16 protein-coding genes and 2 pseudogenes are annotated in these 17,986 nt (G+C 61.7%); 13 read left to right on the top strand and 5 right to left on the bottom strand.

Annotation, left to right across the window (positions count from 1 at the left end; genetic code table 11):
* Nucleotides 1-367, bottom strand: a pseudogene (locus FJD34_RS03240) (ribonucleotide-diphosphate reductase subunit beta); the annotation flags it as partial.
* 322 nt (nucleotides 368-689) lie between these two features.
* On the opposite strand from FJD34_RS03240, the gene fae reads away from it, so the two are divergent.
* The 4 genes from fae to FJD34_RS03220 all read left to right on the top strand — a co-directional run bounded on the left by fae (nucleotide 690) and on the right by FJD34_RS03220 (nucleotide 5,154).
* Complete coding sequence (gene fae / locus FJD34_RS03235; protein ID WP_032860693.1) at nucleotides 690-1,202, top strand: formaldehyde-activating enzyme; 513 nt, start codon at nucleotides 690-692, stop codon at nucleotides 1,200-1,202.
* A 10-nt stretch (nucleotides 1,203-1,212) separates the two neighbouring features.
* Nucleotides 1,213-2,247 (top strand): aldo/keto reductase, encoded by a 1,035-nt coding sequence (locus tag FJD34_RS03230; RefSeq protein ID WP_065943304.1) that lies wholly within the window; start codon nucleotides 1,213-1,215, stop codon nucleotides 2,245-2,247.
* The gene (locus FJD34_RS03225) at nucleotides 2,244-3,677 is read left to right on the top strand and encodes an NAD-dependent succinate-semialdehyde dehydrogenase (RefSeq protein WP_032860688.1); all 1,434 of its coding nucleotides are present in this window, start codon (nucleotides 2,244-2,246) and stop codon (nucleotides 3,675-3,677) included. The genes FJD34_RS03230 and FJD34_RS03225 overlap by 4 nt, the downstream gene beginning before the upstream one ends.
* Before the next feature lie 103 nt (nucleotides 3,678-3,780).
* Nucleotides 3,781-5,154, top strand: a complete 1,374-nt coding sequence (locus FJD34_RS03220) for an MFS transporter (protein ID WP_090293128.1) — start codon at nucleotides 3,781-3,783, stop codon at nucleotides 5,152-5,154.
* Here FJD34_RS03220 and FJD34_RS03215 read toward each other — a convergent pair.
* Nucleotides 5,101-5,976, bottom strand: a complete 876-nt coding sequence (locus FJD34_RS03215; RefSeq protein ID WP_032860685.1) for a LysR substrate-binding domain-containing protein — start codon at nucleotides 5,974-5,976, stop codon at nucleotides 5,101-5,103. The two genes, FJD34_RS03220 and FJD34_RS03215, sit on opposite strands and share 54 nt — an antisense overlap.
* Before the next feature lie 265 nt (nucleotides 5,977-6,241).
* Here FJD34_RS03215 and FJD34_RS03210 point away from each other — a divergent pair, with 265 nt between their 5' ends.
* The 3 genes from FJD34_RS03210 to FJD34_RS03200 all read left to right on the top strand — a co-directional run bounded on the left by FJD34_RS03210 (nucleotide 6,242) and on the right by FJD34_RS03200 (nucleotide 10,022).
* Nucleotides 6,242-6,682, top strand: coding sequence for a c-type cytochrome (locus tag FJD34_RS03210; RefSeq protein WP_029294425.1), 441 nt, complete (start codon nucleotides 6,242-6,244; stop codon nucleotides 6,680-6,682).
* Between the two features lie 3 nt (nucleotides 6,683-6,685).
* A complete protein-coding gene (locus FJD34_RS03205; protein ID WP_032860682.1) occupies nucleotides 6,686-8,107 on the top strand; it encodes a cbb3-type cytochrome c oxidase subunit I in 1,422 nt (473 codons plus the stop codon).
* Nucleotides 8,108-8,180: 73 nt separating this feature from the next.
* Nucleotides 8,181-10,022: a nitric oxide reductase activation protein NorD gene (locus FJD34_RS03200; protein ID WP_090290994.1), complete on the top strand. Its 1,842-nt coding sequence runs from the start codon at nucleotides 8,181-8,183 to the stop codon at nucleotides 10,020-10,022.
* On the opposite strand, the gene FJD34_RS03195 is transcribed toward FJD34_RS03200, so the two are convergent.
* The gene (locus FJD34_RS03195) at nucleotides 10,016-10,216 is read right to left on the bottom strand and encodes a hypothetical protein (RefSeq protein ID WP_032860680.1); all 201 of its coding nucleotides are present in this window, start codon (nucleotides 10,214-10,216) and stop codon (nucleotides 10,016-10,018) included. The genes FJD34_RS03200 and FJD34_RS03195 overlap by 7 nt on opposite strands.
* Complete coding sequence (locus FJD34_RS03190) at nucleotides 10,213-10,914, bottom strand: Crp/Fnr family transcriptional regulator (RefSeq protein ID WP_032860678.1); 702 nt, start codon at nucleotides 10,912-10,914, stop codon at nucleotides 10,213-10,215. Before FJD34_RS03190 ends, FJD34_RS03195 begins: the two co-directional genes overlap by 4 nt.
* 514 nt (nucleotides 10,915-11,428) lie before the next feature.
* Here FJD34_RS03190 and FJD34_RS03185 point away from each other — a divergent pair.
* The gene (locus FJD34_RS03185) at nucleotides 11,429-12,616 is read left to right on the top strand and encodes an NnrS family protein (protein ID WP_032860676.1); all 1,188 of its coding nucleotides are present in this window, start codon (nucleotides 11,429-11,431) and stop codon (nucleotides 12,614-12,616) included.
* A 10-nt stretch (nucleotides 12,617-12,626) separates the two neighbouring features.
* On the top strand, nucleotides 12,627-13,058 hold the full coding sequence (locus tag FJD34_RS03180) for a hypothetical protein (RefSeq protein WP_065943300.1): 432 nt from the start codon (nucleotides 12,627-12,629) through the stop codon (nucleotides 13,056-13,058).
* A 113-nt stretch (nucleotides 13,059-13,171) separates the two neighbouring features.
* Here the strand turns inward: FJD34_RS03180 and FJD34_RS03175 are convergent.
* Nucleotides 13,172-13,621: pseudogene (locus FJD34_RS03175) on the bottom strand (hemerythrin domain-containing protein); the annotation flags it as partial.
* 178 nt (nucleotides 13,622-13,799) lie between these two features.
* Here FJD34_RS03175 and norR point away from each other — a divergent pair.
* From norR to FJD34_RS03155, 4 genes are all read left to right on the top strand, one after another.
* Nucleotides 13,800-15,317 (top strand): nitric oxide reductase transcriptional regulator NorR, encoded by a 1,518-nt coding sequence (gene norR / locus FJD34_RS03170; RefSeq protein ID WP_090293129.1) that lies wholly within the window; start codon nucleotides 13,800-13,802, stop codon nucleotides 15,315-15,317.
* A gap of 100 nt (nucleotides 15,318-15,417) precedes the next feature.
* The gene (pdxH, locus tag FJD34_RS03165) at nucleotides 15,418-16,065 is read left to right on the top strand and encodes a pyridoxamine 5'-phosphate oxidase (RefSeq protein ID WP_032860674.1); all 648 of its coding nucleotides are present in this window, start codon (nucleotides 15,418-15,420) and stop codon (nucleotides 16,063-16,065) included.
* A 91-nt stretch (nucleotides 16,066-16,156) separates the two neighbouring features.
* Nucleotides 16,157-16,711, top strand: a complete 555-nt coding sequence (gene moaB, locus FJD34_RS03160) for a molybdenum cofactor biosynthesis protein B (protein ID WP_032860673.1) — start codon at nucleotides 16,157-16,159, stop codon at nucleotides 16,709-16,711.
* A complete protein-coding gene (locus FJD34_RS03155) occupies nucleotides 16,708-17,943 on the top strand; it encodes a molybdopterin molybdotransferase MoeA (protein ID WP_090290995.1) in 1,236 nt (411 codons plus the stop codon). Before moaB ends, FJD34_RS03155 begins: the two co-directional genes overlap by 4 nt.
* Nucleotides 17,944-17,986: the final 43 nt, after the last annotated feature.

The following is a 17,986-nucleotide window of genomic DNA, read 5'->3' as shown; positions in this document are numbered from 1 at the left end:
CCTCTTGCGGCATCCAGTGGTTGGCGCAGCCGTCGAGGTATTTCTGCCAGGCCCAGTCGTACTTGAACGGCACGAGTTGGTTGAGGTCGGCGCGGCAGTTGATCATGCGTTTTTCGTCAACGGCGACACGGGCGCTGGCGCCTTCGAGCTCGGCGAGGCCTTCGGCGACGTCGAGTTTGTCCAGGGCAGCCTTGGCCCGCACGATGGCGGCGGAGTCATTGGCGGTGACGGCGCGGGCTTCGATGGCGGCGGCAGCGCCGGCACCGTCGAGGCGGTCCATGTTGGCTTCGGTGGCGTGGCCGGCGTTGGCGCCGCGGATCACGGCTGCACCGGTGTCTTCGTTGTCGACTTCATCCCAACTCAGCATGAAATACTCCTTCCTGGTCTGTGCTGACGGGCGTGTAGACCCGTCCAAAAATATGTAATTTGCAGGCTTCAAGGCATTGAAATGCTGCGCATAGTGTGGTCGACGAATAGCGGGCTTGCACACTATGTAGTGGTCGGTTGTGTTTGTTGGCACACTATATGGTGTGTAGGAAAGATGGTCAACGCACAAGAAGGGTCCGTTGTCGCAGGGCGCTATGAGTAAAACTCACATCACCATGACTTTTAATGGTTACGCCCGATTTCATCGCCAGTGCTAAAAAATCGCCAACCAGCTCCCCATAACAACAAAGAGCGTTTGCGAAATGAAAGCACTTGATCTGTACATCGGCGAAGGCTTCGAAGGCCCAGGCGTCAATGCCGCCCATATCAATATCCTGATCGGTCCGCGTAATGGCCCGGCCGGCCAGGCCTTCGCCAATAGCCTCGCGTCCCCAAGCCAGGGGCACTGCCCGTTCATGGTCATTGCGCAGCCCAATATCCCCGTCAAACCCATGACCCTCTACGTCAACAAGGCTGCGATTGGCAGCGAGTTGCATGGCAATGCCACCTGGGGCGCGTCCCAGGCCGGTATCGCCAAAGCGGTACTTGAGGCTCTGCTGGATGGGACTTTGCCGCCGGAAGCGGAAGATGAATGGGCCATCGTCACGGCCAACTGGGTGAATCCGGCCTGCGACGACCTGGATGCGGTCTACCTGAATAACTACAACGCCTGCCGCACCGCGATCCGCGCCGCCCTTACTGGCAAACCGCAGACTGCGCAGTTAGCCGATGTGGTCAACCACATCAGTAACCCTTTCTACACGCCAAAAGCCTGAGGACAACCCTATGCAATATATCCGCTTGGGTAACTCCGGCCTGCAAGTCTCGCGTCTGTGCCTGGGCACCATGAACATGGGCACCCCGGACTGGAAACCGTGGATTTTTGACGAGAAGCAAAGCGAACCCATCGTTGCTCACGCCCTGGACAATGGTGTCAACTTTATCGACCTGGCGGACTTCTACTCCGCAGGTGTCGGTGAAGAAGTGGTGGGGCGCATCCTCAAGCGCCTGGCACGGCGTGAAGATATCGTGGTCACCACCAAGGTTGGCTACGGCACCGGTAGCGGCATCAACGCCAGCGGCCATTCACGCAAGCACATCATGGACAGCATCGACGCTTCACTGAGCCGCCTGGGCATGGATTACGTCGATGTGTTCATGCTGCATTACTTTGATGTGAACACCCCGGTGGAAGAGACCATGGGGGCGTTGAACGACATCGTGCGTTCCGGCAAGGCGCGCTATATCGGTGTGTCCACCATGCTTGCCGGGCAGTTGGCGAAGATCCTCATAGCGTGTGAGCGCAACGGTTGGGTCAAGCCGATCAACATGCAACTGCAACTGAACTGCGCCTACCGCGAGGAAGAGCGCGAAATGATCCCGTTCTGCCGCGACCAGGGCCTGGGCGTCTCGGTGTTCAGTCCACTGGCTCGTGGGTTGCTCACCGGTGATGCGCAGTCCAACCGGAACCAGACTGACTTCTTTACCCAGCAGATGTACAGCGACCAGGCATCGTTCGACATTGCCCGCTCTGTACAACGCGTGGCCCGTGCCCGTGGTGTGAGCAATGCGCAAATTGCTCAAGCGTGGGTCGCCAACCATCCTGGCGTGGATGTGATGCTGGTGGGCGCCGATACCACCGAGCAATTTGATAGTGCTCTCGCGGCCTTGGATACCCAATTGGATGCCGAGGAACTGCATGAACTGGAGCGCAACTACACCCCGTGCGATGTGATCAACGATTACACCGCTGGCAAGCGCATCCTGCGCAGCGCCCGTCCGGGCCTGGACCGTTTTAACCTGATTGAGGTTGTGGCATGAACCCGTTGATTCGTACTGGCAACTACATCGATGGCCAATGGTCCAGCGGTGGTCTGACCTACCCGGTGGTCAACCCGGCCAATGGCGCGTTGATCGTAGATGTACAGCGCGCTGGCGCTGAGGAAACCAACCTGGCTATCAAAGCCGCTGATTGCGCTTTGCCGGCCTGGCGCAAGCTTACTGCCAAGGAACGCAGCCAACGCCTCAAGCGCTGGAGCGAGTTGATGCTGAGCAATCAGAAGGATCTGGCTCACTTGCTTAGCCTTGAACAAGGCAAGCCCCTGGCCGAAGCCATGGGGGAGGTGGTCTACGCCGCGAGCTTTTTGGAGTGGTTCGGCGAAGAAGCCAAGCGTGCCTATGGTGATGTGATCCCTAGTCACAAGGCCGATGCACGAATCATCGTGACCAAGGAAGCGATTGGCGTGGTTGCTGCGATCACGCCGTGGAACTTCCCCCTGGCCATGGTCACCCGTAAGGTTGGCCCGGCTCTGGCGGCCGGTTGCACGATGATCCTCAAACCTTCGGAAGAAACTCCGCTGTCAGCTTTTGCCCTGGCAGTATTGGCTGAGCAGGCGGGTATTCCCGCCGGTGTATTCAATATCGTCTCTGGCGACGCAGTGGCCATCGGCGGCGCACTGCAAGCCTCCAGCGTAGTGCGTAAATTGTCCTTCACCGGCTCCACCCGGACCGGCAAGTTATTGATGCGCCAGGCGGCAGACACCCTCAAAAAAGTCTCGCTGGAACTGGGCGGCAATGCGCCGTTTATCGTGTTCGAGGATGCGGACCTGGACGCTGCCGTCAAAGGCGCCATGGCCTCCAAGTTCCGCAATACCGGGCAGACGTGTGTGTGCGTCAACCGCTTCTTTATCCAGGACAGTGTTTACGACGCGTTCACCGGTAAACTGGCGCAAGCGGTCAGCGCCATGCGCATTGGCAGTGCTTTGGACGGTGAGACCGAACAAGGCCCGCTGATCAACGCTGCCGCCCTGGCCAAGGTTGAAGCGCATGTCGGTGACGCCTTGGAGAAGGGCGCCAAACTACTGTGCGGCGGTCGTCGCCATGCATTGGGCGGCACCTTCTTTGAGCCGACCATCCTCACCGAAGCCAGCGGCGAGATGCTGATTGCCCAGGAAGAAACCTTTGGCCCGGTGGCCGCCTGCTTCCGATTCAATGATGAAGCTGAGGTGTTGCAACGGGCCAACGACACGCCGTTCGGTTTGTCGGCGTATTTCTACAGCCGTGATATCGGCCGTGTCTGGCGTATGGCCGAAGGGCTGGAAGCGGGCATGGTCGGTATCAACGAAGGGATTATCTCCACCGAAGTCGCGCCGTTTGGCGGCATCAAGGAATCGGGCCTGGGCCGTGAAGGTTCCAAGTACGGCCTGGACGACTACCTGGAAATCAAATACCTGCTGATGGGGGGGTTGTGAACACAACCACCTGAGCAAAAGCCCCATCCCGCCCAGCCCGCACCCCCGAGGGAATGGGGGTAGCTGCCGTTACTCCGTCAAGAACAACAATATGGAGAACACCATGTCTACTCAACCAGTAAACATCGACGACCTGCCCATCGGTCGGTTTCACCTGAAAATCGCTGGCCTGACGTTCGGTGCACACCTTGCTGATGGCTACATCCTGGGGATGATCGGTATTGCGCTGACCCTCATCAGCCCACAGATGCAACTGGATGCTTTCTGGCAGGGCCTGGTCGGAGCTTCGGCGCTGATTGGGCTGTTTCTCGGTAGCCTGTTTTTTGGCTGGATTTCCGACACCCTTGGCCGGCAGAAAATTTTCCTGGTCAGTTTTGTTCTGATCACCATCGCCTCGGCGATGCAGTTTTATGTCGAGACAGCCTTGGCGCTGGTCCTGTGCCGGGTGCTGATCGGTATTGGTCTTGGCGGTGATTACAGTGTCGGTCATGCCCTGTTGGCGGAGTTCTCGCCAAAGAAATATCGCGGTGTATTGCTGGGTGCCTTCAGCGTGATCTGGACCTTTGGCTATGTAGCCGCCACGATTGTCGGCACCACAATGCTCAGCCTGGGCGATGATGCCTGGCGCTGGATGTTGGCTTCGTCGGCAATCCCGGCCGGTTTGATTCTGATTGCCCGTATTGGTACTCCGGAATCGCCACGTTGGCTGGTCAACCGTGGGCGAATCGCCGAGGCCCGGGCCATCGTCAAGAAATACTTGGGCGAGCATGTCGTGCTCGACGAAGAGCCTGCGCCGCAGGAACACTCGGGATATGCGGTGTTGTTCAGCCGGCAGTACCGTAAGCGCACCGCGTTTAACTGTCTGTTTTTCGTGTGTATTGTCATGCCGTACTTTGCCATCTACACCTTCTTGCCATCGATTTTGCAGACGATGGGCTTGGCCGAAGGTTTTGGTACCGAATTGATGCTTAACCTGCTGTTGATCATCGGTGCACTGATCGGTATCTGGTGCACCGTGAAATTCTCCCGGCGCGGCTTTTTGATCAACTCATTCATTATTCTGGCGGTGGCGTTGTTTCTGTTGGCAGTACTGCCGGGCAATCTGGCCTGGTTGATGGTGTTGACCTTTGGTGTATTTACCCTGGTGTTATCGGCGGTGAGTAACTTGGTGGGGGTATTCCCGGCCGAGAGTTTTCCGACCCATCTGCGCGCCAGCGGCATCGGCCTGGCGACGGCGGTGAGCCGGCTTGGGTCGGCGGTAAGTACGTTCTTGTTACCGGTGAGTGTGGCGGGGATTGGCTTGAGCCCGACCATGGGCATCCTTGCCGGCATTCTGGTGTTTGGCGCGGTGATCTCCTGGGCCTGGGCACCAGAGACCAAAGCCCTGACGTTGAATCAGGCGTGCCAGGCCGAGCCCGGCGAATCAGGGATTGCTCACCTGGTTCAGCCATTGGGTAAACAAACGAACCTTGGATAAACCCTGTTTGTCACCCGGCACATCCAGCCAGTAGCCATAGGGGCCGATCACTTCTACCGGGGTGATCGGCAACAGGCTGCCATTGGCCAGTTCACGCTCAATCATCTGCCGGTCGATCACCGCCAGGCCACCTCCGGCCAGGGTGGTATGGATGACTTGATCCAGGGTGCTGAACTCCAGGCCCTGATCGGCTTCGATATCCTCACGACCCATGGCTGCGATCCAGTTCTCCCAGACTTTCAGGCGTTTACCGTCGTGCAGGATATGCAGCAACGGAAAACGACGCAGGTCAGGCGGATGGTCGCCTTCGAACAGTTCTGGACTGGCCACGGCGATGTGTCGTTCCATCACCAGCAACTCGCTGTTGCAATGGGTGGCGGGCTCAAGTCCGAAGCGAATCTGACAGTCGATTTCCGCCAAATTGTCGTGACTGCTCTGGTGGGTAACACTGAGGTTGATATCCGGGTAACGCTCACAGAATCCGCGCAAATGCGCCGACAACCAGCGGGTGGCCCAGGTCGGTGGCGCCAGAATGCGCAGTCGCTGACGCAGGTTGGGTACGCGCACGGCTTGCATGGCCCGCTCGATATGGTCGAAGGCGTCGCTCAGGTGCGGGGAAAGGGCCATGCCAGCCTGGGTCAGCGACAGGCCCTGGGGGGTGCGGACAAACAGCGCGATGCCCAGGTAGTCTTCCAACTGCTTGATCTGGCGGCTGACGGCGCCTTGGGTCACGTTCAGACCCACGGCGGCCTGGCTGAAGCTGCGATGGCGCGCGACCTCTTCAAAGACCCGCAGCATATTTAGGGGGGGCAGTTGGCGCATCGAGCGCGACTCCATATTTATTATTCGAGTACTCGGAGCAAGGATACACCGTCGCGCGGCCTTCAATCGCGCCAAGCGAGCGCCGTATTTGGTAACACCTTGGTTTTCTCACTCTAAGAGTCCCTCAAATAAAAGGGTATTGAGTTAACCAAACCTGTTAGTCCCAATACCCGACCAAAACCATCGGCATTTCTTGATCGCCATCAAGCAGGTTTCACCTCCCAGCTTTCTATCATGGTCCCCGCCAAGCAATGAGGAAGCGACCATGTCAGAGACCTTCACCAAGGGCATGGCCAGGAATATCTACTTCGGAGGAAGCGTGTTCTTCTTCCTGATATTCCTGGCCCTGACCTATCACACCGAACAAACCTTTCCCTCTCGCAGCAATCAGGAGCTACTCACCGAATCAGTGGTGCGCGGCAAGGGCGTCTGGGAGCGCAACAACTGTGTCGGCTGCCACACTCTGCTGGGCGAGGGCGCGTACTTTGCGCCGGAACTGGGCAATGTGTTCAACCGCCGTGGCGGCGAGGAAGCGTTCAAGCCGTTCCTGCATGCCTGGATGAAGATGCAACCGTTGGGCGTTCCCGGCCGGCGCGCGATGCCGCAATTCAACCTCAGCGACCAAGAGGTGGACGATATGGCCGAGTTCCTCAAGTGGAGCTCGAAGATCAACACCAACGGCTGGCCGCCAAACAAGGAGGGCTGAGGGATGCGTACCGTCAATCCATATCTGAAATTCCAATCCCAGGCCGTGGCCAAACCCTACTTTGTGTTCGCCCTGATCCTGTTCCTGGGCCAGGTGCTGTTCGGTTTGATCATGGGCCTGCAATACGTGGTCGGCGACTTTCTGTTCCCGTTGATCCCCTTCAACGTGGCCCGCATGGTCCACACCAACCTGTTGATCGTCTGGCTGCTGTTCGGCTTCATGGGCGCCGCTTACTACCTGGTACCGGAAGAAGCCGACCGCGAGTTGCACAGCCCCAAGCTGGCAATCCTGCTGTTCTGGGTGTTTGCCGTGGCGGGGGTGTTGACCATCCTCGGTTACTTGCTGGTGCCCTATGCGGCCCTGGCCAAGCTGACCCACAACGAACTGCTGCCGACCATGGGCCGTGAATTCCTGGAGCAGCCGACCATCACCAAGATGGGCATTGTGGTCGTGTGCCTGGGCTTTCTCTACAACATCGGCATGACCCTGCTCAAGGGCCGCAAGACTACCGTGAGCATGGTGATGATGACCGGGCTGATCGGCCTGGCGGTGTTCTTCCTGTTCTCGTTCTACAACCCCGGCAACCTGGCACGGGACAAGTTCTACTGGTGGTGGGTGGTGCATCTTTGGGTCGAAGGCGTGTGGGAGCTGATCATGGGCTCGATGCTGGCTTTCGTGCTGATCAAAGTCACCGGTGTCGACCGTGAGGTGGTGGAAAAATGGCTGTACGTGATCATCGCCATGGCCCTGATCACCGGGATCATCGGTACCGGTCACCACTTCTTCTGGATCGGCGCGCCCGAGGTGTGGTTGTGGGTCGGTTCGATCTTCTCGGCCCTGGAGCCGCTGCCGTTCCTGGCGATGGTGATGTTTGCCTTCACCATGGTCAAACAGCGTCGGCGCCAGCACCCGAACCGGGCGGCCACATTGTGGGCCAAGGGCACCACGGTCACGGCGTTCTTCGGCGCCGGGGTCTGGGGCTTCCTGCACACCCTGGCACCGGTCAACTTCTACACCCACGGCACTCAACTGACGGCCGCCCACGGCCACCTGGCGTTCTTCGGCGCCTACGCGATGATCGTGATGACCCTGATCAGCTACGCCATGCCGCGTTTGCGCGGTATCGGTGAAGCGCCGGACGCACGCTCGCAGACCTTGGAGATCTGGGGCTTCTGGATGATGGTTCTGTCGATGGTGATGATCACGCTGTTCCTGACGGCGGCCGGTGCCGTGCAAGTCTGGTTGCAACGCTGGCAGGTGGACGGTGTGGCGCTGCCGTTCATGGCCACCATGGACCACCTGAGCCTGCTGTTCTGGGCACGACTGGCCAGTGGCGTGGTGTTCCTGCTGGGCCTGCTCTGCTACCTGTGGAGCTTCCGGCAGCGCGGCAAGGGCTTGAACGCAGCCATCCCCGTGGCTGCTTGAGCGGTCAACGTTAATCCCCAAGAGGGCGGCCCGGCAGGTAGTGCGGGCCGTTTTTATGTCTGGAGCACTTCACATGGCCTTCACCCTTGAGTTGGAAGAGTGGGTTGGCAGTGTCTGGCACCGCTTTATCACCCGCCGCGCCAGTGCTGACTTCCCCGAAGCGCGGGTTGATCTGGTCGACCGCCAGCGCAGCCTGGCCCTGTTGTTCCGCGCCCTGGGCGGCGCCCACGGGATTGCCCTGGAGGCCGCCCGCGAGCGCGACCTGCTGCTGCGGCGCAATCTGCTGATGCGCATCGCCGGCACTTGCCGGCAAGTCCCCTTGGCCTCGTGCGATGGCCATCGACTGCGCCTGCCGGCAAGTCTGGCGGTGTTTCCTTCGGTGGCCCTGAACCTGGAACTGTACCGCTGGCTGGCGCTACTGGCCGCACACGCCGGACCGATGACCCACTGGGCCCGCGACAACCAGCGCTGGACCTGGCTACTGTTGCAGCGCTACCCGGCCATGCTCCCCAGTTATCAGCGCCTGGTGGACGCCCATCTGCAATTGCGCCCGGATCCCGCCACCCTCAACCCCGCCGAAGCCGCCGTGGAAAAGGCCTTGCGCAAGGCCCTGCGTGAACCCGGCAGCATCCGTCAGTTACCCCGTAGCGAGCGCGCCGCCTGGCCGCTGCCGCTGTGGTTGTATCCACCTTTGCACCTGCACAGCCCGCAGGCCGGCGATCTGGATGAGGAGGGCGATGACCTGGCGACCCGCCCCGGCGAACAACAGGGCGCGCCCAAACAAGCCAACCGGGTCGATGACAACAGCCGCGACGGCGGCCTGCTGGTGGTGCGCCTGGAAAACCTGTTCAGTTGGACCGAACACGTCGACCTCGATCGCTGGGCCGATGACTCCGAGGACGAAGATGCCGCCCGGGTCGCCGAAGACCTCGACCAGTTGAGCCTGTCACGCCAGCGCGTGCGCAAGAGCGGCGGGCTGAAGCTGCACCTGGATCTGCCACCGGCCGACGTCGATGACATTCCCCTGGGCGAAGGCATCAAGCTGCCGGAGTGGGACTACCGACAGCAGTGCCTGCAAGCCAACTTCGTCAACCTGCAACTGATGCAACCCCGCGACAGCACGCCCCAGCCGCTGCCGGCGCGCCTGCTGCCCCAGGCCGCGCGGTTGCGCCGCCAGTTCCAGCAACTGCGCACCGACCGTCAATGGTTGCGCCAACAGCCCCAGGGCGCGGAGCTGGACCTGCAGGCGTGGCTGGATTTTCATGTCGAGCGCCAGCACGGCGCGTGCGCCGAGCGCGGTCTGTTCAAGGAGCAGCGCCGCACCCGGCGTGACCTGGCCTGTTTGCTGCTGGCCGATTTGTCGATGTCCACCGACGCCCACCTGAACGATACGCAAAAGGTCATCGACGTGATCCGCGACAGCCTGTTGCTGTTTGGCGAGAGCCTGGCGGGCCTGGGCGATGCGTTTGCCCTGTATGGCTTCTCTTCCCTGCGTCGCCAGCAGGTGCGCCTGCAACAGCTCAAGTCATTCCAGCAACCCTATGATGACCACATCCGTGGCTGCATCCAGGGCCTGAAACCGGGTTACTACACGCGCATGGGCGCAGCCATCCGCCAAGCCACCCAGACCCTTGGCGCTTGTAAGCAGCGGCGCAAACTGCTGTTGATTGTGACCGATGGCAAGCCCAACGATCTGGACTTGTATGAGGGGCGCTATGGCGTGGAGGACACCCGCCAGGCCGTGATGGAGGCGCGGCGCCAGGGCCTGGTGCCGTTCTGCATCACTATCGACAAACAGGCCGGGGATTACCTGCCGTACATGTTCGGCGCCCATGGCTACACCTTGATCCGCCAGCCGGAGCAACTGCCGTTGCGCTTGCCGCAGCTGTACCGGCAGTTGACCGAAGATCAGTAGAAATTGCGGGGCAGCCAGAAGAACATCGTGATGCAGAACACGGCCAGCCCCAGGCAGAACCATTGGAAACGTTTGAGTCGGCGGGCCTCAAGGCTGGCGGTGGACGCGGGCAGGGGCATGGCGCAGCGTTCGCAGGCCGGCTGTGTCGGCGGGTTGGCATGTTGGCAATACAGGCACACACACGCTGCACTCATTCGAATTGCTCCAGGCGCAGGCGATCAAGAATGGCGATCTGGCGACCGTCCTGGGTGATGATTTTTTCATCGATCAGCCGGCGAATGATCCGCGAGAACGTCTCCGGCTGGATCGATAGGTGCCCGGCGATCAACTGCTTGGCCATGGGCAGCTCGAATGAGCTGTCAGCATTGTGCAGGCGCACCAGTTGCGTCAGCAGGTAGCGCACCACGCGGTGGGTGGCGTTTTTCAGGGACAAGGTCTCGATCTCGTTGACCCGCTGGTGCAGGCGCACACACAACTTGCCCAGCAGGGCGAAGGTCAGGCGGCTGTTGCTGTGGAGCAGGCGCATATAGGTGGCGTTGGACAGGCGGTACAACTGCGTCGGGCACACCGCTTCGGCACAGGCCACGTAGTTGGGGGTGTCCATCAGCATCATCGCCTCGGCGAAGGTCTGCCGCTCGCCAATCACCTCAAAGACTTTTTCCTGGCCGTCCGGGGTCAGGCGGTAGATCTTCACCGCGCCGGCAATCACGAAGTAAAACCCATCGGCCGGCTCGCCCTGGCGGAACAGTGGTTCGCCCTTGTCGACACTCAGCAATTGACTGCTGGCCATCAACTCATCCATCTGCTCTTCGTTAAGTGGTTCAAACAGGTGATGGCTGCGCAGGATCTGATGATGTACGCGGTGCAGGACCCTCGGCGCGTCGAGGATCATACAAGCCACAACGACAGGCCACTGGCCGCCGCCATCATCGAACCGAGGATCACGAACCAGGCCAGGGGCTGGATGACTTTTTTCATGGGGACTCCGTGGGGCAGGGTAATGACGGGATAACCGGGTAGAGCAAGAGCTGGGCCAAGGCACGGGCCACGTAAAATCAGAGCTGTAGCCCCTCAAGGGTTGAAATGACCCTACCATTAAGGGTTCTTTTAACCCTTTGATGGTTATTTAAACCCTCATAAACAACGCCAATCCCATGTGGGAGTTGGCTTGCCTGCGATGCAGGCACCTCGGTCTTCCAGTAAAACCGCAGCGATGCCATCGCAGGCAAGCCAGCTCCCACACATGATTGCGGTGGGCCTGAGGACCCGGCCCGGCCCTTGCAACGCCCATCCCGCGACGGCCCCCAGGATATTGCGCCGCCACTGGCCCCTGCTTGATCTGCGACAAGGGCCCGGCGCGGACAATCCCGGATGATCGGGCCGGCAATGACTTGAGGAGTGGTGGTATGCAAGTGCTGGATCGACGCAAGGCTATGTCGATAACCCCGTTGTTTCGCCTGGCTTTCCGGCCATTTTTCCTCGGTGGCTGCCTGTTGGCGCTGCTGGCGATTCCTTTGTGGCTGCTGGCCCTGGCCGGCGACGCGGGTTGGCAGCCGGCAGGTGGCTGGCTGGCTTGGCATCGCCATGAACTGCTGTTCGGTTTTGCCTTGGCAATCATCGGCGGGTTCCTGCTGACGGCGGTGCAGACCTGGACCGGTCGCCCCGGCATCAGCGGTACGCCCCTCGCGATGTTGGCCGGGGTATGGCTGGCGGCACGCCTGGCCTGGCTGTTCAACCTGCCATGGCCGCTGTTGGCCGTGTTGGAACTGACTTTTCCCCTGGCCGTCGCCGGGTTGATGGGCTGGACCTTGTGGAAAGTGCGGCAACAGCGCAACTACCCGATTGTGCTGGTGTTGCTGCTGTTGACCCTGGCCGATGGCCTGTCCCTGTATGGCTTGCTGCGCGGTGACGAAGGCTGGCAGCGCCAGGCGGTGTTGACCGGGCTGTGGCTGGTGGCGGCGATGATGGGCTTGATCGGCGGTCGGGTGATTCCGTTTTTCACCCAGCGTGGCCTGGGGCGCACGGAAGCCGTGAAGCCCTGGCCGTGGCTGGATTACCTGTTATTGGGCGGCTCGGCAGCGGTGGCGCTGCTATACGCGAGCGGCCTGGCGTTGACCGCTAGCCTGTGGGTAGGCCTGTTGTTCGGCTTGCTGGGGCTCGGTCATCTGCTGCGCCTGGTGCGCTGGCACGACCGTGGCCTGTGGCGCGTGCCGTTGTTGTGGTCGCTGCACCTGGCCTATGCCTGGCTGGCCGTGGCTTGCCTGGGCATGGCGCTGTGGCATTTCGGCGTGGCGCTTAACCCGAGTCTGGCGGTGCATGCGCTGACGGTTGGGGCGATGGGCGGGTTGATCCTGGCGATGATCGCACGGGTCAGTCTCGGCCATACCGGCCGACCGCTGGCGCCGCCCAAGGGCATGACCCTGGCCTTCATCCTGTTGAACCTGGCCTGCCTGAGCCGGGTGATGCTGGTGCTGATCTGGCCGTATGCCGCGCTGTGGCTGGCGGGCCTGTGCTGGACCCTGGGCCTGGGTGTGTATCTATGGCGCTATGCCCCAATGCTGTGGCGCGCGCGGGTTGACGGCCATCCGGGCTAGGAGAATGGGAATGCTGTATTCGTGGCTATTGATTGTGCATCTGCTGGCGGCCATCGCCTTTATCGGCACGCTGTTCTTTGAGGTTTTCATCTGGCACCGCGCCCGTGAAGCGTTGGCCTGGTCGGCGCAGTTCACCAGCGAGCAAGCCATTGCCCGACGTTCGCGGCAGGTGCTGCATGGCGTGGTGGTGCTGTTGTATGGCGCGGGGATCGGCCTGGCCTGGCATTACCGCGGCGTGCTGGGCGCGCCATGGGCCAGTCATTTTTCCGCCCTGTTGAGCCTGAAGATTGTATTGGCGCTGAGCATCATCGGGCATTACCTGCTGCTCGCGTACTGGCTGACGCAAAAGCGCCTGAGCCCGCTGCGGGCGGTGTGGATCCGCCGCAGCATCCTTGGGCATATGGTACTGATCGTGATCCTCGCCAAGCTGATGCTGCGCTAAGACACCTCGATCCCATCCTGTAGGAGCGAGCGTGCTCGCGAAAAACATCAACGAAAACGCGGGCTGCCTGGGTAAACGCGTTGTCCGTGAGTTCTTCGCGAGCAATCTCGCTCCTACAGGTTTAGCGCACGGACAAACAACACATCGTTTTCCAGATGAATATGCTCCAGCAAATCCCGATGAAACACTTCCAGTCCGTGATACAGCGTACGCCAGGTATTGCACGCATCGCTGGGCGGCTGGATGTGGTTGGTCAGCGCCTGCAACTGCTCCAGGGCCTGGCCATGTTGCTCATGTTCAAAACGCATGACCTGGATCGGCGGCGCGGCCTGGGGCCCCAGGCCCATTTGCAGCATCGGGAACAATACCTGCTCCTCCTTGAGCATATGGCCTTCCAGCTCTTGCTCGATATCGCGCAGCAAGTCGGCCAGGCCGTTGGGGCAGGCCAGGTGGTGACCGTGAACCTGCTCGACGCGGCTGGCCAGGCGAATCAGTTCCGGCAGTTGTTCGCGGTGGCGGGCGTGGTAGCGCTCCAGCAAATGTTCGATCAGTTGCGTCTGGGGCAAGGTGTCCGGGGCGATGGCGTGCATGGGGTTTCCTCATCAAGTGAACAGATGAAGCGGTGATTGCATGCTGTGTGCCATCGCCAATTTATTGAAAAATAGAGATTAATTTTTTGTGGTGGTCAGGATCACCCTGATGCTGCACGGTAGAACCGACCATACAAGGGTAGTAATGACCATGCTGCGTGAAAGTCTGTCGGCCGACCTGATTGTTGAATTACCCAACGCGGTGCGCCTGCAACGCCTGGTGCAGACCCTGCGTGAATATTTTCATAGCGGCGCCGTCGGCCTGTTGCGCCTGGATGGTGACGACAGCCTGCGCCCCGTGGCCACGGTGGGGCTGGTGCATGAAGCCCTTGGCCGGCGCTTTATGATTGCCCAGCATCCGCGACTGGCGGCGATCATGGCCTCTCGCGAGCCGACCTGGTTCGAACCCGACAGCCGCCTGCCGGACCCGTACGACGGGCTGCTGGACAACCAGGTCGGCGAACCGCTGTCGGTGCATGATTGCATGGGCGTGAGCCTGTTCGTCGAAGGCCGGCCGTGGGGTGCGATCACCCTGGATGCGCTGCATGCCGGTACCTTTGATGCCAACGCGCGCGAGCAACTCAAGCGCTGCACCTTGCAGATCGAGGCGGCGGTACGGGTTACGCGCCTGGAACAGGAAAACCGTAGCCTGCGCCTGTCGCGCAGCGAGCCGGTGGTGGGTTCGCCCGGCGTCGAAGACGGTGAAATCCTCGGCCAGAGCCCGGTATTGCATCAGTTGCTCAACGAGCTGGATGTGCTCGCCGACTCGGACCTGCCCGTGCTGCTGCTTGGCGAAACCGGGGTCGGCAAAGAGCTGTTCGCCCGGCGCCTGCATCGCCTGTCGCGGCGCAGTAAAAAGCCGCTGATCCAGGTCAACTGCGCGGCGCTGCCGGAGTCCCTGGCCGAGAGCGAGTTGTTCGGGCATGTCAAAGGCGCGTTTTCCGGCGCCACCAGTGACCGTGCCGGGCGTTTTGATGCAGCCAACGGCGGCACTTTATTCCTCGATGAAGTGGGCGAGCTGCCGTTGAGTGTGCAGGCCAAGCTATTGCGCACCTTGCAGAATGGTGAGATCCAGCGCCTGGGCGCCGACAAGCCGTTGCATGTGGATGTGCGGATCATCGCCGCCACCAACCGACACCTGCCCGAGAGCATTCGCGAAGGGTTGTTTCGCGCCGACCTGTACCACCGGCTGTCGGTGTACCCGGTGCCGATCCCGGCGCTGCGTGAGCGTGGCCACGATGTGTTGCTGCTGGCCGGGCATTTCCTTGAGCTCAACCGCGCCCGACTTGGCCTGCGTGGTTTGCGCCTGTCACCGGCGGCCGAGCAGACGCTGCTCGGTTATGGCTGGCCGGGCAATGTGCGCGAGCTGGAGCACGTGATCAGCCGTGCGGCGCTGAAGCAGTTGAGCCGGGGCGGCAATCGCAACCAGATCATGACCCTGGAAGCCGAACTGCTGGATCTGGACAGCGCCACCTTGGTGCAGGCTCCTGTGGTTCAAGCCCCGGCGCAGGCGTTCCAGACCTTGAGCGACGCAGTGGACGATTGCCAGCGACAGAAGGTGCGCCAGGCGTTGAGCTTGTCGGGCGATAACTGGGCGAGCGCTGCGCGAATGCTCGGCCTGGACTCCAGCAACCTGCACAAATTGGCGCGGCGCCTGGGGCTCAAGTAGCGGCGCTGCGACGCCATGCCGCGGCGCGCAGTTGATCGCGGTCAAGGTGCCAGGCGCGTCGGCTGATCAGACTGTGGCGAACTGACCGGAGGTTCGCCCCATGCCCCTTTCCCTGGCGCAGATGCGCCGCAACTACACCTTGTACGGTTTGCGGGATGACCTGGTACAGGACGATCCCCTCGTGTTGTTCGGCCAGTGGCTGGAGCAGGCGCGCAAGACCGAAGTGGCGCCGGTGGAGGCCAACAGCATGGCCCTGGCCACGGTCGATGCCCAGGGCCGCGCCCATTGTCGGATCCTTCTGCTCAAGGGCTTTGGCGCCGAGGGCTTCACCTTTTTCGGCCACTACCAGAGCGCCAAGGGCCAGGAGCTGGCGAGCAACCCCAGCGCGGCCATGACCTTTTTCTGGCCGGGCCTGGAGCGCCAGGTGCGCATCGAAGGCACGGTGGTGCGCCTGGCGCCGCAGCTGTCCGACGACTATTTCCACTCGCGGCCGCTGGCCAGCCAGGTCGGCGCCTGGGCGTCGCCGCAAAGCCAACCCCTGGCCCACCGCGCCGAGCTGGAAGGTCGCCTGCGCGATGTGACTCAACGCTTTGCCGGGCAACAACCGCCGCGCCCACCGGAGTGGGGTGGCTATTGCCTGCAGCCCGAGCGCGTGGAGTTCTGGCAAGGCCGCGCCGACCGCCTGCACGACCGTCTTGATTACCGCCGCCACGACGGCATCTGGCAGCGCAGCCGCCTGGCGCCCTGACGCCGCCTAGAGGTACCTCCTCGGAGGAATAGGCCCGCCGGCCTTTGCGGTGCAGGCTGGGCCATTGCTCATTTATCCCGGGATTTTCACCATGGCACATCTGACTCAACGCAATTTTGTCTCGCTGAATATCGCTGTACTGACCATCAGCGACACGCGCAACTTTGACAACGATACCTCCGGGCAAACCCTGTGCGATCGTGTGCAAGCGGCCGGTCATGAACTGATCGACCGGGCCCTGGTGGTAGACGACATCTACCAGATCCGCGCACGGCTTTCGCAATGGATCGCCGACCCGCAGGTGCAGGTGATCCTCACCACCGGTGGCACCGGTTTCACTGCGCGGGACAACACTCCGCAAGCGGTGCTGCCGTTGCTGGACAAGCATGTCGAAGGTTTTGGCGAGCTGTTTCGCCAGGTTTCCCTGCAAGAGATCGGCATGTCGACCCTGCAGTCGCGTGCCCTGGCCGGCATGAGCAATGGTGTGCTGGTGTGTTGCATGCCCGGCTCGCCAGGCGCGTGCCGTACCGGTTGGGACAAGATCCTTCTGGGGCAACTGGACAGCCGCACCGGGCCATGCAATTTCGCCCCGCACCTCAAGCCCCAGGTCGCCCAGGCCCTGCAAGCCTGCGAGGCGCGGTCATGAACCTATCGGTGTGTGAAAGCGGCGAGTTGATCCCGGTGGATGAGGCCATCGACCGCCTGTTGGCCCAGGCACCTGCGCCGCCGTCCACCCAACAGGTGAAAACCGCCCTGGCCCTGGACCGGGTGTTGGCCAGCGATATCTTTTCCCCGGTGAACCTGCCGGCCTGGGACAACAGCGCCATGGACGGCTACGCGCTGCGTGCTGCGGACTTGCCGGCCGAGGGGGGCTACCTGCGTCTGGCCGGGCGGATTGCCGCAGGCGAGGAAGCCGCGACCGCGCTGGTCAGCGGGCAGACCATGCGGATTTTTACCGGTGCGCCGTTGCCGGCCGGTGCTGACACCGTGGTGCCCCAGGAGCGTTGCCGGGTCTACGGCCAACGCATCTGGTGCCCGCCGATGCGGACCGGTGAACATGTGCGCAAGCAAGGTGAAGAGGTGACCCAGGGCGCCTTGCTGTTGCCAGCCGGCAAGCGTCTGCGTGCCCAGGAATTGGGCTTGCTCGCGGCCGCCGGGTTGGCCCAGGTCAAGGTCTATCGACCGTTGCGCGTGTGCCTGTTGAGCAGTGGCGACGAACTGCGTGAGCCGGGGGATCACCTGGCACCGGGGCAGATCTACAACAGCAATCGCCACTGCCTGGCGGCGCTGCTGCAAGGCTGGGGCGTTGAAGTGCATGACTATGGGGTGATGGCCGATGAACTGGCCGTCAGCCGCGATGCATTGACCCTGGCGTCCTCGGAATGCGACCTGCTGCTGACCTCCGGTGGGGTGTCGGTGGGCGAGGAGGACCACCTCAAGCAAGCGATCAAGGAACTGGGCCGCGTGGATTTTTGGCGCCTGGCGATCCAGCCGGGCAAACCCCTGGCTTTTGGCGATGTCGCCGGCAAACCGTGGATCGGCTTGCCTGGCAATCCTTCGGCGGCGCTGATTACCGCATTGGTGGTGGTCCGCCCGTTTCTGTTGCGCGCCCAGGGTGTGACTGAGGTCACATCGGCGCCGATGTTGCTGCCCGCCGACTTTGTGTGGCCCCAGCGCAACCGTCGCCGGCAATACCTGCGCGCACGCCTGGCGCCGGGCATCGATGGCCAGGCGCGCGTCACCCTGCACCCACGGCAAAGCTCGGCGATGCTGAGCGCGGCGTGCTGGGCCGATGGTTTGGCGATTGTGGAGCGCGAGCAGTTGGTGGAAAAGGGCGGGCTGGTGCGGTTCGTGTCCTTTGCCGAACTGATGCAGTAACTGCCGGTGGTGGTCAAGGTGGGAGCAAGGCTTGCTCCCACAA

Origin of the sequence: Pseudomonas brenneri (assembly GCF_007858285.1) — a bacterium.
Lineage (GTDB): Bacteria > Pseudomonadota > Gammaproteobacteria > Pseudomonadales > Pseudomonadaceae > Aquipseudomonas > Aquipseudomonas brenneri.
The sequence above is the reverse complement of the archived record's forward strand: the minus strand, read 5'-3'. Positions and strand labels throughout refer to the sequence as shown.